Raw genomic sequence first — 14,608 nt, 5'->3', positions numbered from 1 at the left:
GACGCTGCTCGGCGCATACGTGAATGGTATACCGGCCGAGGTTGCAACGGGTTGCGTCCATGCGTCCGCATGCGGTCTGCGGATCACGCGCGGCGCTCCTGCTCACAGGAGATCGAACTCACGTGTCGCTGCGAAGGCCGAAGTACTCCAGCTCCGCGTCGTTCAGCATCCGCGATCGGATGAGGAAGCGCATGCCCGTCGGCCCCTCGACGCTGAAGCCGGCTCCCCGTCCGGGGACGACGTCGATGGTCAGGTGCGTGTACTTCCAGTACTCGAACTGCGACTCCGACATGAAGACCTCGACCGGTGCCTCGAGCCCCACGTCGAGGGCACCGAGGAGGACGTCGCCCGGTCCCGTGAGGAACATGCCGACGGGATAGCACATGGGCGATGAGCCGTCGCAGCATCCGCCGGACTGGTGGAACATCAGCGGGCCGTGCTGCACGGTGAGGTCTCGAACGAGGGATGCCGCGGCATCCGTCACGTCCACCCGCTGGTACGTGCCGATCTTCACCATCTCCGTGCCTTTCACGTCTTGCTCGTCGCACCCACCTCTGGGTCCCTGAGCCTGTCGAAGGGCCGAACGATCGGCGACGCTTCGACAGGCTCAGCACCCCATCGGATCGAGCTCAGAAGAAGCCCATCGGGCCTTCCGCGTACGAGACGAGGAGGTTCTTCGTCTGCTGGTAGTGGTCGAGCATCATCTTGTGGTTCTCGCGACCCACACCCGACTGCTTGTATCCGCCGAACGCGGCGTGCGCGGGGTACTGGTGGTAGGTGTTCGTCCAGACCCGACCCGCTTCGATCGCGCGACCGGCACGGTAAGCCGTGTCGCCGCTGCGGCTCCACACACCGGCACCGAGGCCGTACAGCGTGTCGTTGGCGATCGAGATCGCGTCGTCGAAGTCGTCGAACGAGGTGACCGACAGCACCGGCCCGAAGATCTCCTCCTGGAAGATGCGCATGTCGTTCGTGCCCTCGAACACGGTCGGCTCGACGTAGTAGCCCTCGCTGAGGTCGCCGCCGAGGTCGACCCGTCCGCCGCCCGTGAGCAGCCGGGCGCCGCCCTGCTTTCCGATGTCGATGTAGCTGAGGATCTTCTCCAGCTGGTCGTTCGACGCCTGCGCGCCGATCATCGTCGCCGGGTCGAGCGGGTTGCCCTGGACGACCTTCTTCACCCGCTCCAGACCGTCGGCGAGGAAGCCGTCGTAGATCGAGCGTTGGATGAGCGCCCGCGACGGGCAGGTGCAGACCTCGCCCTGGTTCAGCGCGAACATCGTGAAACCCTCGAGCGCCTTGTCGTAGTAGGGGTCGGCGGTCGAGCGCGCGACGTCCTCGAAGAACACGTTCGGGCTCTTGCCTCCGAGCTCGAGCGTCACCGGGATGAGGTTCTGCGACGCGTACTGCATGATCAGGCGACCGGTCGTGGTCTCACCGGTGAAGGCGACCTTGCGGATGCGCTTGTGCTGCGCGAGCGGAGCGCCGGCCTCGATCCCGAACCCGTTGACGATGTTCACGACGCCGGCCGGAAGCAGGTCGCCGATGATGTCGAACAGGAAGAGGAGGGATGCCGGGGTCTGCTCGGCCGGCTTGATCACGACGCAGTTGCCTGCGGCGAGCGCGGGTGCGAGCTTCCACACGGCCATGAGGATCGGGAAGTTCCAGGGGATGATCTGGCCGACCACGCCGAGCGGCTCGTGGAAGTGATACGCCACGGTGTTCTCGTCGAGCTGGCTGATGCCGCCCTCCTGCGCGCGCAGGACGCCGGCGAAGTAGCGGAAGTGGTCGACCGCGAGAGGGATGTCGGCGGCGAGGGTCTCGCGCACCGGCTTGCCGTTCTCCCAGGTCTCGGCGACGGCGATCTCCTCGAGGTGCTGCTCGATGCGGTCGGCGATCCGGTTCAGGATCACCGAGCGCTCGGCCGGGCTCGTCTTGCCCCAGCCCGCGAACGCCTTCCACGCGACGTCGACCGCCCGGTCGATGTCCTCGCTCGTGCCGCGGCCGACCTCGGTGAACGGCTTGCCGTTGACCGGACTGACGTTCTCGAAGTACTGCCCCTTGACGGGATCGACGAACTCGCCGCCGATGTAGTGGCCGTAGCGGGCACGGTAGTTCGCGAGGGCGCCCGGTCGTCCCGGGGCCGCGTAGGCGGTGGACACGTCTTCTTCGACGATGGTCATCGTGACTCCTTCGACGGGCCGCGCTTCGGTGCGGCGGCTGTTGTCACGACGGTAGGTCGCGCGAGGTTGCACCCGAGTGCGCAACGTTGCAGGGGGTTGCATCGCCCCCGGACCGATGGTGCTGGCGCGCACGGCCCCGGCGTCATAGCATCCTGGGAGATCGCCCGCGATGGAGGAGGCCCTCAATGACGCAGCACACGCTCGAGCTCCCGGATGTCGACCTGGTCTACGACGTGCACGGGCCCCTGCCGAGGGCCGATACCCATCCCCCGCTGCTGATGATCGGCCAGCCGATGGACGCGAGCGGCTTCCGCGACCAGGTGCGGCTGTTCGACGACCGGACGGTCATCACCTACGACCCTCGTGGTCTCGGCCGGAGCGTCCGCAAGGACGGCGGGGTGACGAACGAGCCCGAGACCCAGGCGGAGGACCTCCACGCGCTCATCGAGGCGCTCGGCGCCGGCCCCGTCGACCTGTTCGCGAGCAGCGGTGGGGCGGTGACGGCCCTCGCGCTGGTCACCGCGTATCCGCACGACGTGGTCACCCTGGTCGCCCACGAGCCGCCGATCGACAGCGTGCTGCCCGACGCCGAAGCCGTCCAGCGAGCACGCGCGGCGTACACGCAGGTGTATCAGGACAAGGGCTGGGGCGCCGGGATGGCGGCGTTCATCGCGATGACCGCCTGGGAGGGCGAGGTCACGGACGAGTACTTCGCCCAGCCGGTACCGGATCCGGCGGCGTTCGGGATGCCGACCGAGGACGACGGCACCAGGGAGGATCCGCTGCTGTCGGAGCGATCCTGGGCCGTGTGCCTGTACGAGCCGGATCTCGAGGCGCTGAAGTCGTCGCCGACGCGGATCGTCATCGCGGTGGGTGAGGAGTCGAAGAACGTCTACACCGGCCGGACGGCGCTCGCCCTGGCGGAGCAGCTCGGCCAGGAGGCGACGGTGTTCCCGAGCCACCACGGCGGCTTCCTGGGTGGCGAGTTCGGCTACGCCGGTCAGCCCGAGGCCTTCGCCGTCAAGCTCCGCGACGTGCTCGATCAGGAGTGATCCCGGTCGCCGACGCTAGCTGCGGTCGAGGCGCTCGATCCGGGCGACCAGCGCAGCGCGCTTCGGCGAGCGCGCGGGAAGCATCTCGAGCGCGAGCCGCAGCGCCTCGGCGTCACCTTGTCCCTCGGGGATCTCGGCGTAGGCCAGCAGCACGTCGAGGCTGGCCTCGGACAGCATGACCTCGCGGAGCGCGCCGCGCACGGATTCGCGGAACTCCTCCACGCCCGGCGACGTCGACTCGGGCAGCACGGGCCCGCGATACGCGGTGAGGGCCACCCGGTGCGCGCCGCGGTCGAGCAGCGAGAGCACGTCATGCGCATCCGTCTCGAGCGCCACCGGCAGGCGGTACGGCCGCGACTCCGGCACGAGGTCCGGTGCCGTCCGCTCGAGCACCTTGCGCAGGCGAACCATCTCGGGTCGCAGGGTGTCGGGAGAGACGCCAGGCCCGTAGACGAGCTCGCACAGCCGCTCGGCGGAGAGCCCCTGCCGGTGCACGGCGAGCATGAGCAGGATGGCCGCGTGCCGCGCGCTGAGCTCGATCATCGACTCGTCGTGCTCGGACTCGGTCTCCAGCCGTGCGCGGTCCCTGCCGAGCACGTGGAGCGTCGCCCGGGCGGTCTTCAGCGGTCGGGCCTTCGCCGGCGCCGGACGCTGGCGCGGTGCCTCGCTGCGCTCCCGGAGGCGCGTGACCATCAGCTCCGATTCGACGGCCCGCGCGGTGGCGTCGACGAGCAGCCGCGCCTGCGGGGACACGACCTCAGGACCGCCCGTGATGTCGATCACACCGAGCACGCGCTGCGTCTCGGGGTCGCGCACCGGAGCGGCCGTGCACGACCACGGGTGCACGAGGCGGTTGTAGTGCTCGGCGCCGCGGATCTGCACCGACTGCCCGAGCGCGAGCGCGGTTCCGGGGGCGCTCGTGCCGACGGCATCCTCCGACCAGTTCGCGCCGGCCACGAAGCCCATGTCGTCGGTGAGCGAGCGCAGCTGACGGTCGCCTTCGATCCAGAGCAGCCGACCCGCCTTGTCCCCGACGGCGATGATGACCCCGGAGTCCTCTTCGGTGTCGGGCAGCAGCAGGGCGCGGATCATGTCCATCGCCGAGGCGAGCGGGTGCGCGAGCCGGTAGTCCTCGAGCTCCTCCGTGTGGAGGTCGAGGGGCGGCGCGCCTTCCGGCCCCACTCTCCCCCGCCACGACCTCTCCCACGAGTCCCGCACGAGGGGACGCACCTCCTGCAGGCGCCGATCGTCGAGGTTGCCCGCCAGCATCTCCTCGTGGGCACGCTCGATGAGCAGCCGCGATGCGTGCGGAAGGGCTTCGCGCGAAACCTGCCACGGTGCAGACACAGCGTTCTCCGATCGTCGAAGATGGTGCGTTTTCCTCAGTGTAGGAGCCGGATGCCGTGGGCGAAACCGGTATATCGGTCAGTCCGTAGCGGTTTCCCGCCGCCCTGGCAATGCCGTTCCCGGATTCGCCGACCCCTTCTACCGTGAGGATCATCCCCGAGTCAGGAGGTCTCATGTCCGTCAGAACCCCCGCCCCCTCTGGCTCCGAAGTGCGCACCGCGCAGGAGCCGGACGTGTCGTCCGAGCCGCAGCATCCGGCGAAGCCGAGAGCCGAGCTCTTCGACTTCGACCGCTACGTCGTCAGTCAGGACGGCCCCATCGGCTATGTCGAGGTCGTCTCCCCCGTCTTCGTCTGCTACCTGGGGCACCCGTATGCCCTGGCCGAGGAGATCGCGCAGGTTCTCGACTTCGACCGCGCGGTGCAGATCGTCGCAGAGCGGGCCGCCACGTCGCGGCGGCCTAAGCTCGCCCCATGAGTCACGAGATCTGGCCTGGATCGGCATACCCCCTCGGAGCGACCTTCGACGGGCAGGGAACGAACTTCGCGCTGTTCAGCGAGGGCGCGGAGAAGGTGGAGCTCTGCCTCTTCGATGACGACGGCGGCGAGGAGCGCGTGATGCTCACCGAGGTGGACGCCTTCGTGTGGCACGGCTACCTCCCCTCGGTGCAGCCGGGGCAGCTCTACGGCTACCGCGTGCACGGTCCCTTCGCCCCCGAAGAGGGCAAGCGCTTCAACCCGAACAAGCTCCTCCTCGACCCGTATGCCAAGGCCGTCTCCGGCCGTATCGAATGGGGACAGGCCCCCTTCGGCTACGACTTCGGCGAGCCCGATTCCCGAAACGACGACGACTCCGCGGCATCCATGGTGAAGGGCGTCGTCATCAACCCGTTCTTCGAATGGGCCGGTGACCGCCTGCCGAAGACGCCCTATGCGCAGACCGTCATCTACGAGGCGCACGTCAAGGGACTCACCGTGCGTCACCCCGACGTCCCGGAGGAGCTGCGCGGCACCTACGCCGGCATCGCGCACCCCGCGGTCATCGAGCACCTCACCCGCCTCGGCGTGACCGCGCTCGAGCTGATGCCGGTGCACCAGTTCGTCGACGATTCCGTGCTCGAGGACAAGGGGCTGTCGAACTACTGGGGCTACAACACGCTCGGCTTCTTCGCACCGCACAGCGGGTACTCGTCCAGCGGCGAGCACGGCCAGCAGGTGCAGGAGTTCCGCGCCATGGTCCGCGCCCTGCATGCCGCCGGGATCGAGGTCATCCTCGACGTCGTCTACAACCACACGGCCGAGGGCAACCACCTGGGACCCACCCTCTCGATGCGCGGCATCGACAACGAGGCCTACTACCGCCTCGAGAAGGACAAGCGCTACTACACGGACTACACCGGCACCGGGAACAGCCTGAACGCCGGCAGCCCGCACGCGCTGCAGCTCCTGATGGACTCGCTCCGCTACTGGGTGACCGAGATGCACGTCGACGGCTTCCGCTTCGACCTGGCCTCGACGCTGGCGCGCGAGTTCTACGACGTCGACCGCCTGTCGACGTTCTTCGAGCTCGTGCAGCAGGATCCGGTGGTCTCGCAGGTGAAGCTCATCGCGGAGCCGTGGGATGTCGGCCCGGGCGGCTACCAGGTCGGCAACTTCCCGCCGCAGTGGACCGAGTGGAACGGCAAGTACCGCGACACGGTCCGCGACTTCTGGCGGGGCGAGCCGCAGGCCCTCGGCGAGTTCGCGTCGCGTCTGACCGGATCGGCCGACCTCTACGAGCACTCGGGCCGGCGTCCGGTGGCGTCGATCAACTTCGTCACCGCGCACGACGGCTTCACGCTGCGCGACCTCGTCTCGTACAGCGAGAAGCACAACGAGGCGAACGGCGAGGACAACAACGACGGCGAGAGCCACAACCGCTCCGACAACATGGGCGTCGAGGGACCGACCGACGACGAGGCCGTGAACCGTCGGCGCGCCCGTCAGCAGCGCAACTTCCTCGCGACACTGCTGCTGTCCCAGGGCGTGCCGATGATCTCGCACGGCGACGAGCTCGGACGCACCCAGCGCGGCAACAACAACGGCTACGCCCAGGACAACGAGACGACCTGGATCGACTGGGACTCCGCCGATCTGCCTCTCGTCGAGTTCACGGCGGCCGTCGCCCGGCTCCGCCGCCGGCATCCGACGTTCCGGCGCAGCCGGTTCTTCAACGGCCGCCCAGTGGAACTCGACGACGAGCGCATCGCCGACGTCGTCTGGCTCCGCCCCGACGGCAGCCCGATGGCGCCGGCGGACTGGGATTCCGGCTTCGGACTCCTGGTGGGCATGTTCCTCAACGGCCAGGGCATCCGCGAGAAGGATCTCCGCGGCCGGGCCGTCACCGACGTCAACTTCATCGTGTACTTCAACAGCGGCGACGAGCCCGTCGACATCGTGCTCCCGGATGAGCGCCACGGCGAGCACTGGCATGTGGCGGTCGACACCGCGGGCGAGATGGCCGACGGATCGGATCACCCCGCCGGCACGCAGCTGACGATCGAGGCGAAGGCTCTTCTCGTGCTGCAGGAGGTCGACGGGCCCGAGCCCTCGACCGACGACTCGGTGGATGCGTCCCTGCGGATGCAGAACGATCAGGCAGACGGCGTGGCACCCGCGCCGAGAGCGGAGCAGGCGACCTCATGACCCGACGGCCCCTCTCGACGTATCGGCTGCAGATCAGCGATCGGTTCCCGCTCGATGATGCGGCCGCCGTCACGGCGTACCTCGCGGATCTCGGGGCGGACTGGGCCTACCTGTCTCCGCTGCTGGCCGCGGTGCCGGGATCGAACCACGGATACGACGTGGTCGATCACTCCCGCGTCGACCCGGATCGCGGCGGGGCCGAAGGGCTCGAACGGTTCGCGGCCGCCGCACGCGCGGCGGGGCTCGGCATCCTGGTCGACATCGTCCCGAACCACGTCGGCGTCGCGGTGCCGCGGCTGAACCCCTGGTGGTGGGATGTGCTGCGGCTCGGGCGCGCATCGCGCCACGCGGTCGCCTTCGACATCGACTGGCCGGCTGGCGGCGGCAGGCTGCTCCTGCCGATCCTCGGCTCGGAGCCCGACGAGGTCATCGCGAACGGCGAGCTCGTGATCGACACCTCCCCCGCCGAGGACGCCCCCGACGGCACCCTCGCGTACTTCGACCACGTGCTGCCGCTGGCGCCGGGGTCGGGCGAGCACGCCGACGACCTCCGCGCACTCCTCGCCGCCCAGCACTACGAGCTGCGGTTCTGGCAGGACCAGAACACCGCGCTCAACTACCGCCGCTTCTTCGCGGTCGTCGAGCTCGCCGGCATCCGCGTCGAACTCCCCGACGTCTTCGCGGAGTCGCACCGCGAGATCGCGCGGTGGGTGCGCGACGGGCTCGCCGACGGCATCCGCGTGGATCACCCGGACGGGCTGGTCGACCCCGGTGGCTACCTCGAGCAGCTGGCGGATGCCACGGGCGGGGCGTACACGCTGGTGGAGAAGATCCTCGAGCCCGGCGAGCCGCTGCCGTCCTGGTGGCGCACCGATGGGACCACGGGGTACGACGCGCTCGCGGAGCTCGACCGTGTCCTGGTCGATCCCGCGGGCGTCGAGGCGCTGGATCGGCTCGACGCACGCCTGCGCGCGGAGACCGGGCTGCCCGAAGCGCAGCCGTGGCCGGAGCTCATCCACACCACCAAGCGCATGATCGCCGACGAGCTGCTCGCGTCGGAGGTCCATCGACTCGTGCGCACCCTTCCGCACGGGGTCGTGCGCGCGGAGGATGCCCTCGCCGAGCTGCTCGCGTGCTTCCCGGTCTACCGCTCGTACCTGCCCGAGGGCATCGCGCACCTGCAGCATGCCTTCGCCGACGCCCGGCGGCGGCGTCCGGACCTTGCCGAGGCGTTCGACGAGCTGGAGCCGCTGCTCGCAGATCCGGCGCTCGAGGTCGCGCAGCGCTTCCAGCAGACGAGCGGCGCGGTCATGGCGAAGGGCGTGGAGGACACGGCCTTCTACCGGTTCACGCGTCTGGGGACGCTGACCGAGGTCGGCGCTGATCCGTCGATCGCCGCGCTGTCCGTCGACGACTTTCACGAGGCGCAGGCGGCGCGCCTGGCGGCATGGCCGCATTCCATGACGACGCTCTCGACGCACGACACCAAGCGATCCGAGGATGTAAGGGCCCGGCTCACGGTGCTGTCCGAGATCCCCGAGCGCTGGGCCGAGGTGCTCGACGAGCTCCGCGCGGTCGCCGGCACAGGCCACGGCCCGCTCGACGCCCTGATCTGGCAGGCCGCCGTCGGCGCGTGGCCGCTGTCGTCGGAGCGGTTGCTGGCGTACGCGACGAAGGCCGCCCGCGAAGCATCCGAGTCGACCGCGTGGCAGCATCCGGATGCCGCGTTCGAGGAGGGCCTGGCCGCGATCGCCCGGTCGATCGAGGGTGACGCGCGCCCGATCCTCGACCGCTTCGTCGCCGAGATCGCGGATGCCGGACGCTCGAACTCGCTCTCGGCCAAGCTGCTGCAGCTCACCGGCCCCGGAGTCCCCGACGTCTACCAGGGCAGCGAGCTGTGGGATCTGTCGCTCGTCGATCCGGACAACCGTCGGCCGGTCGACTTCGCCGAGCGGGCCCGCCTGCTGACCGAGCTGGATGCCGACGCGGCGCGCGGCATCGTTCCGCCGGTCGACGACTCCGGCCGGGCGAAGCTGCTCGTCACGTCGCGCGCGCTGCGTCTGCGCCGCGACAACCCCGAGCTCTTCCGTGTCCATCGCTCCGCGGTGGTCGAGGGCGAGGCGGCACGACACGGCATCGCCGTCCATCGCGGAGGGGTGACCGCGGTGGCGACACGCCTCCCGGTGGGGCTGGCCCGACGCGGCGGTTGGGGCGACACCGTCCTGATGCGCGCCGACGTCCCTGGAACGGACGTGCTCACCGGACGACGGATCGCCGCGGGGCCGGTACGCCTCGCGGAACTGCTGACGACGTACCCCGTGGCGTTGATCGAGGACGCACGGTGATCGAGGTCTGGGCTCCGCGCGCGCGACGGATGCGGGTGCGGCGGCACGACTCCGGCGGCGCGACGATCGGCGAGCGGGAGCTGGAGGCCGGACCGGACGGCTGGTGGCATGCCGATCTCCCTCTCGCCGACGGCGAGCGCTATGGCTTCCTGATCGATGACCGCGAGGAACTGCGTCCCGATCCGCGTTCCCGCAGACAGCCCGAGGGCGTGCACGGCCCATCGGCGGCGTTCGACGCGAGCGCATTCGCCTGGAGCGACGATTCGTGGACCGGGCGGCAGCTCGCGGGCGGGCTGATCTACGAGCTGCACCTCGGCACGTTCACGCCCGAGGGTACGCTCGACGCCGCGATCGGCCGGCTCGACCACCTGGTCGCCCTCGGCGTCACGCACGTGGAGCTGCTGCCGGTCAACGCCTTCAACGGCCCGTGGAACTGGGGCTACGACGGCGTGCTCTGGTACGCCGTGCACGAGGGCTACGGCGGTCCGCCGGCGTATCAGCGGTTCGTCGATGCGGCGCACTCCCGCGGCCTCGCGGTGATCCAGGACGTGGTCTACAACCATCTGGGTCCGAGCGGCAACTACCTGCCCGAGTTCGGCCCCTACCTGCGCGAGGGCAGCAACACGGGTTGGGGCGACTCGGTCGATCTCGACGAGCGGGCAGTGCGCGACTTCATCCTCGAGAACGCCCTGATGTGGCTGCGGGACTTCCACGTCGACGGTCTCCGGCTGGATGCCGTGCACGCGCTGCACGACGAGCAGCCGGTGCATATCCTGCGCGAGCTCGCGCAGCGCGTCGACGCCCTCTCGGTGCAGCTCGAACGCCCGCTCAGCCTCATCGCGGAGTCGGACCTGAACGACCCGACGCTCATCCTGCCCCGCGAGGCGGGCGGCTACGGCCTCACGGCCCAGTGGTCCGACGACTGGCATCACGCCGTGCACGTCGCGCTCACCGGCGAGACCACGGGCTACTACGCCGACTTCGCAGCGGAGGATGCCGTCGCCAAGGTCTCTCAGGGCGGGTTCTTCCACGACGGCACCTTCTCGTCGTTCCGCGGTCGCCCGCACGGTTCGCCGATCCCGCCCGAGGTGCCCACCTGGCGCCTGGTCACGTTCGCACAGGACCACGACCAGATCGGCAATCGCGCGGCCGGGGACCGTCTCTCGGCCTCGCTGTCGCCAGACCGGCTCGCCGTGGCCGCGGTGCTCACGCTGACGGCACCGGGCACGCCCATGCTCTTCATGGGCGAGGAGTGGGGTGCCTCGACGCCCTGGCAGTTCTTCACCTCGCACCCGGAGCCCGAGCTCGGGCGCGCCGTCTCGGAGGGACGCAAGGCCGAATTCGCGCGGATGGACTGGGACACCGACGCGGTGCCCGACCCGCAGGATCCGGCGACGTTCGAGCGCTCGCACCTCGACTGGGCGGAGCTCGACGACGCGCCGCACGCGCGACTCCTGGCTCTGTACCGCGAACTCGCGGCGCTGCGGCGGGACCGCCCGGAGCTGACCGATCCCGACTCGACGTCGACGCGCGTGAGCGTGCGAGAGACCGACGGCACCCCGCAGCACCGCGTCTACCGGATCGACCGCGGTGCGCTGTCGGTGCTCGTGAACCTGTCGGCGGCGCCTGCGGAGTTCGAGATCGGGGCGCATGCCACGGTGCTGCTGTCGACCGCCGCGGCGGTGCCGGATGCCGGCATCCTGGTGCTGCCGCGCGACTCGGCCGCGGTGGTCGCCCCGGCCTAGCTGTCTGACTATCCCCAGAAGACGGGGAGGAACGATGCGACGAAGCCGACGACGGCGGCGCCGAGCATGACGAAAGAGATCGTCAGACACGCGCGCTCGACGGGCGATCGCGCCTCGACGCGCATCCGCTCGGGATCGCGTTCCGAGACGTAGCCGACCGGTTCTGGCAGCTCGGCGAGGTGACGCGCCTCCGACGCCGTCAGCGATCGCGAGCAGGTGCGGCCGCCCGCCGACCACAGCGCCATCGGCCGGTCTTCGAGGTCGTCGAGGACTGCGACCGAGGTGCGGGTGAACGGCCCCTGCACGCTCCGGGTCAGCAGGCCGATCCCGAGCAGCGGAAGGCCGACGATGAGACCGACCCAGGCGATGATCTCGCCCACCAGGCCGACGGCGTCGATGATCTCCACGGTCAGCCCCACGGCGGGGTCTGCGGCGGAGTGATCACGCAACCGAGCCTACCCGGGCAGGCCACGTGAGGGTTCGCAGGAAGGCCGCATGGGTTCCGTGCGGAGACGTTCCGCGTGCTCCGGCGCGGGCATAGGACAGAGACATGACCCTCACGGAGATCCTGCCCACGATGCGATTGAGCATCCCCTCCCCTCTCGCCGTCGACTCGTGGCCCGTCCACACGCAGCCGACCGTCTCCGATGTCATCGTCGCCGGTGTCTCGCTGATCAGGCTGGCCGAGATCAGCGGCACCCCGGCCGTGCTCACCGGAGACCTTCCTCGTCCGGGACGACCGCGCGAGCGCGCCCTCACCGGCGGGACCGACGTCACGGTCCTGGTCTTCCGGATCACGTTGCGCGTCGACACCCAGGAGGACAAGCGCATCGCGCTGACCGACTGCACGTTCGACGGCGTCACTGCGCAGTGGAGCGAATGCCGGCTCATCGGACGCGCCTGGGGCAGCAGGAGCGTGCGCATCGAGCTCATCCCCGGCGACGTCGGGGATGCGTCGTGGCCGCATCCGGTCGCGATGCTTCCGGGAGATCTGCGGGAAGGCGACCTGGTCGTCGTCCCCTGCCTCGGAGCGGCATCCCTCCACGACGTGCGGCCTCAGCGGCCGGGAGTCGCGGATGCCGGGAGCCCAGCCCTCGGCATCTGCGATCAGACGGCGAGGATCCGGCCGTTGATGACGCCCTCGACGGCGCGCACATAGGCGGTACCCACCTCGTCGTCCGTCACGGGGCGGTGCCCGGGGAAGGCCGAGTGGTAGCCGGGCGAGTTCGCGAGCACGTCGGGCGAGACGGCGTTGATGCGGATGCCGCGCGGCGCCTCGGCGGCCGCCGTGAGCACGAACGACTCGAGGGCCCCGTTCGCCATCGCGGCGGCTGCACCGGTGGCGAGGGGCTCGCGAGCCAGCACGCCGCTCGTCAGCGTGATCGACCCGCCGTCGCGCACGTGCGGAAGGGCCTGGGACAGCACCTCGATCTGTGCGAGGGTCTTCTTCGTGAACGCGGCGAGATAGTCGTCTCGAGTGAGTTCGGTGAGCGGCTTGAAGCCGACGGAACCGACAGCGACCACCACGGCGTCGAGGTCGTCGAGTCCGGCGAAGAGCTCACGGACGGATGCCGGGTCGGTGACATCGACCGAGGGTTCGGAGTTCCGCGATGCCCGGATGACCTCATGCCCACGGCTCTCGAGAGTGGTCGCGACCACGCCGCCGATGCTGCCTGTCGCGCCGATCACCAATGTGCGCATGTCCGGGTTCCCCTCCGTCGAGCTCCCCGCGCGACGACCGCGCGCGGAGTCTCCAACGTACCTCCCGGGGATGTGCGCACGGCTCAGCTCCCGTTGCGCAATCACTACATCCGTTGTAGTTTCAACTGCGACACCTGTTGTGAATGGAGAGATCATGCGAGAACTCGTGTACTACGTCGCCGTCAGCCTCGACGGTTTCATCGCCGGCCCGAACGGCGAGTTCGATGCGTTCCTGGTCGAGGGCGACCACATGGACGCGATCAACGATCGCTTCGCCGACACGATCCCGACCGACGCGGCCGCCGCGCTCGGCATCCGCCAGGAGCGCACGGAGTTCGACACCGTGCTGATGGGCTGGAACACCTATGCGATCGGCGGAACTCCGAGTCCGTACCGCCACCTCCGGCAGATCGTGTTCAGCCGCACCCGCACGGCAGAGGCCGAGAACCTCGAGGTGACGGCCGAGGATCCGCGGGCCGTCGTCCAACGGCTCAAGAACGAGGACGGCGCAGCGATCTGGCTCTGCGGCGGCGGGGAGCTCGCCGCGACGCTGGCCGACGAGATCGACCGGCTGGTCCTCAAGCGGCAGCCGCTGCTCTTCGGAGCCGGCATCCCGCTGTTCAGCGACCGCCCCTACCGACCCGAGCGGTTCGAGCCCGTGGACACGACCGCGTTCCGGACCGGTGTCGTCGTGTCGGAGCTCATCCGCCGCCGCGAAGGATGACCGCCACCTGCCGCTGAGCGCGTTCGAGTATGCCGGAATACGATTCCGCCGGCTGGGCTGAAGCCCTGTCTCCGCCTGAGGTTGATTGCTAGCATTGTGCTGTCAAGGAGGTGCAGCATGGCGACGGTGACGATCCGGAACCTGAGCGACGAGGTGGTGGCCGCACTCAAAGAGCGCGCACGACGCAACTCTCGCTCGATGGAGGCCGAGGCGCGCGACCTGCTCACGCGCATGGCGGAAGGAGAAGAGTTCGTGAGCGGGGTGGAGGCGCGCATCGCCGCACGAATCCGACCGCGCTGGTCCATGCCGACGAGCGAGTTGATGGCGCGAATCGCTCAGAGCCCGCCACCACCCGTCGACGCCGAAGCCTGGGTCGCGGACACTCGAGCAGACGACGATTCCGAAGACTTCCGCGATCCCTGGGACCAGCATGCTGCTTCTTGACACGTCGGTGCTCATCGATGTGGACAGAGTCCGCCTTCCCGACGAAGCGCTCACCTTCAGCGCAGTGACCTATTCGGAGCTGGTGTTCGGTATCGAGGCAGCGTCGACCGAGGCGCTTCGCCGTGAGCGCACGGCACGATTGGCATGGCTTCGAGACACCTTGGAAACGGAGTGGCTGCCTTTCGACACTTTTGCCGCCGAGAGCTATGCGCGGCTCGCGGCACGCGTCGCGCTCCAGAGGCCACGCCACGCGCGGAGCAAGGACATCATGCTCGCCGGGCACGCCGCCGCGCTCGGCGCCCGCATCGCCACTCTGAACCCCAAGGACTTCGAGCTCGTCAGCGACCTCGTCGAGATCGTCGTGCCGGAGCTGCGCTGAGCGCCGCT

14 protein-coding genes are annotated in these 14,608 nt (G+C 69.6%); 9 read left to right on the top strand and 5 right to left on the bottom strand.

What is annotated here, in order from left to right; genetic code table 11:
* Window positions 1–118: 118 nt before the first annotated feature.
* On the bottom strand, window positions 119–517 hold the full coding sequence (locus tag ABD648_RS12885) for a DUF779 domain-containing protein (RefSeq protein WP_282217546.1): 399 nt from the start codon (window positions 515–517) through the stop codon (window positions 119–121).
* Window positions 518–629: 112 nt separating this feature from the next.
* Complete coding sequence (exaC, locus tag ABD648_RS12880; RefSeq protein WP_282215354.1) at window positions 630–2,180, bottom strand: acetaldehyde dehydrogenase ExaC; 1,551 nt, start codon at window positions 2,178–2,180, stop codon at window positions 630–632.
* A 185-nt stretch (window positions 2,181–2,365) separates the two neighbouring features.
* On the opposite strand from exaC, the gene ABD648_RS12875 reads away from it, so the two are divergent.
* Window positions 2,366–3,232 carry an alpha/beta fold hydrolase gene (locus ABD648_RS12875; RefSeq protein WP_282215353.1) on the top strand — a complete coding sequence of 289 codons (867 nt, stop codon included), beginning with the start codon at window positions 2,366–2,368 and terminating at the stop codon, window positions 3,230–3,232.
* 15 nt (window positions 3,233–3,247) lie between these two features.
* Here ABD648_RS12875 and ABD648_RS12870 read toward each other — a convergent pair whose 3' ends face one another.
* On the bottom strand, window positions 3,248–4,579 hold the full coding sequence (locus ABD648_RS12870; RefSeq protein ID WP_282215352.1) for a GAF domain-containing protein: 1,332 nt from the start codon (window positions 4,577–4,579) through the stop codon (window positions 3,248–3,250).
* 173 nt (window positions 4,580–4,752) lie between these two features.
* Here ABD648_RS12870 and ABD648_RS12865 point away from each other — a divergent pair, with 173 nt between their 5' ends.
* The 4 genes from ABD648_RS12865 to treZ are packed head-to-tail and all read left to right on the top strand — an operon-like array spanning window position 4,753 to window position 11,352.
* On the top strand, window positions 4,753–5,055 hold the full coding sequence (locus tag ABD648_RS12865) for a hypothetical protein (RefSeq protein ID WP_282215351.1): 303 nt from the start codon (window positions 4,753–4,755) through the stop codon (window positions 5,053–5,055).
* The gene (gene glgX, locus ABD648_RS12860; RefSeq protein WP_282215350.1) at window positions 5,052–7,262 is read left to right on the top strand and encodes a glycogen debranching protein GlgX; all 2,211 of its coding nucleotides are present in this window, start codon (window positions 5,052–5,054) and stop codon (window positions 7,260–7,262) included. The genes ABD648_RS12865 and glgX overlap by 4 nt, the downstream gene beginning before the upstream one ends.
* On the top strand, window positions 7,259–9,607 hold the full coding sequence (gene treY, locus ABD648_RS12855; protein ID WP_282215349.1) for a malto-oligosyltrehalose synthase: 2,349 nt from the start codon (window positions 7,259–7,261) through the stop codon (window positions 9,605–9,607). Before glgX ends, treY begins: the two co-directional genes overlap by 4 nt.
* Window positions 9,604–11,352, top strand: a complete 1,749-nt coding sequence (treZ, locus tag ABD648_RS12850) for a malto-oligosyltrehalose trehalohydrolase (protein WP_282215348.1) — start codon at window positions 9,604–9,606, stop codon at window positions 11,350–11,352. The genes treY and treZ overlap by 4 nt, the downstream gene beginning before the upstream one ends.
* Before the next feature lie 8 nt (window positions 11,353–11,360).
* On the opposite strand, the gene ABD648_RS12845 is transcribed toward treZ, so the two are convergent.
* Window positions 11,361–11,801 (bottom strand): hypothetical protein, encoded by a 441-nt coding sequence (locus tag ABD648_RS12845; protein WP_282215347.1) that lies wholly within the window; start codon window positions 11,799–11,801, stop codon window positions 11,361–11,363.
* A 101-nt stretch (window positions 11,802–11,902) separates the two neighbouring features.
* Between ABD648_RS12845 and ABD648_RS12840 the strand changes: the two genes are divergently transcribed.
* Entirely contained in the window at window positions 11,903–12,511 is a 609-nt protein-coding gene (locus ABD648_RS12840) for a hypothetical protein (protein WP_282215346.1), read from the top strand.
* Here the strand turns inward: ABD648_RS12840 and ABD648_RS12835 are convergent.
* Window positions 12,460–13,053, bottom strand: a complete 594-nt coding sequence (locus ABD648_RS12835; protein WP_282215345.1) for a short chain dehydrogenase — start codon at window positions 13,051–13,053, stop codon at window positions 12,460–12,462. The two genes, ABD648_RS12840 and ABD648_RS12835, sit on opposite strands and share 52 nt — an antisense overlap.
* A 154-nt stretch (window positions 13,054–13,207) precedes the next feature.
* On the opposite strand from ABD648_RS12835, the gene ABD648_RS12830 reads away from it, so the two are divergent.
* The 3 genes from ABD648_RS12830 (at window position 13,208) to ABD648_RS12820 (ending at window position 14,600) form a co-directional block, all read left to right on the top strand.
* Complete coding sequence (locus tag ABD648_RS12830; RefSeq protein ID WP_282215344.1) at window positions 13,208–13,777, top strand: dihydrofolate reductase family protein; 570 nt, start codon at window positions 13,208–13,210, stop codon at window positions 13,775–13,777.
* Window positions 13,778–13,894: 117 nt separating this feature from the next.
* Window positions 13,895–14,221, top strand: coding sequence for a FitA-like ribbon-helix-helix domain-containing protein (locus tag ABD648_RS12825; protein ID WP_282215343.1), 327 nt, complete (start codon window positions 13,895–13,897; stop codon window positions 14,219–14,221).
* Window positions 14,208–14,600: a PIN domain-containing protein gene (locus tag ABD648_RS12820; protein ID WP_282215342.1), complete on the top strand. Its 393-nt coding sequence runs from the start codon at window positions 14,208–14,210 to the stop codon at window positions 14,598–14,600. The genes ABD648_RS12825 and ABD648_RS12820 overlap by 14 nt, the downstream gene beginning before the upstream one ends.
* Window positions 14,601–14,608: the final 8 nt, after the last annotated feature.

Source organism: Microbacterium luteolum (genome assembly GCF_039533965.1).
GTDB classification, from domain to species: domain Bacteria; phylum Actinomycetota; class Actinomycetes; order Actinomycetales; family Microbacteriaceae; genus Microbacterium; species Microbacterium luteolum.
Note: the sequence above shows the minus strand (reverse complement) of the source record. Positions and strands in the feature narration are given on the sequence as shown.

Bases quoted from the DNA above. Each gene is read 5' to 3' on its own strand.
- ABD648_RS12840 (WP_282215346.1), top strand. From the start codon at position 11,903: ATGACCCTCACGGAGATCCTGCCCACGATGCGATTGAGCATCCCCTCC.
- exaC (WP_282215354.1), bottom strand. From the start codon at position 2,180: ATGACCATCGTCGAAGAAGACGTGTCCACCGCCTACGCGGCCCCGGGA.
- ABD648_RS12865 (WP_282215351.1), top strand. From the start codon at position 4,753: ATGTCCGTCAGAACCCCCGCCCCCTCTGGCTCCGAAGTGCGCACCGCG.
- treY (WP_282215349.1), top strand. From the start codon at position 7,259: ATGACCCGACGGCCCCTCTCGACGTATCGGCTGCAGATCAGCGATCGG.
- glgX (WP_282215350.1), top strand. From the start codon at position 5,052: ATGAGTCACGAGATCTGGCCTGGATCGGCATACCCCCTCGGAGCGACC.
- ABD648_RS12885 (WP_282217546.1), bottom strand. From the start codon at position 517: ATGGTGAAGATCGGCACGTACCAGCGGGTGGACGTGACGGATGCCGCG.
- ABD648_RS12875 (WP_282215353.1), top strand. From the start codon at position 2,366: ATGACGCAGCACACGCTCGAGCTCCCGGATGTCGACCTGGTCTACGAC.
- ABD648_RS12820 (WP_282215342.1), top strand. From the start codon at position 14,208: ATGCTGCTTCTTGACACGTCGGTGCTCATCGATGTGGACAGAGTCCGC.
- ABD648_RS12825 (WP_282215343.1), top strand. From the start codon at position 13,895: ATGGCGACGGTGACGATCCGGAACCTGAGCGACGAGGTGGTGGCCGCA.
- ABD648_RS12835 (WP_282215345.1), bottom strand. From the start codon at position 13,053: ATGCGCACATTGGTGATCGGCGCGACAGGCAGCATCGGCGGCGTGGTC.
- ABD648_RS12830 (WP_282215344.1), top strand. From the start codon at position 13,208: ATGCGAGAACTCGTGTACTACGTCGCCGTCAGCCTCGACGGTTTCATC.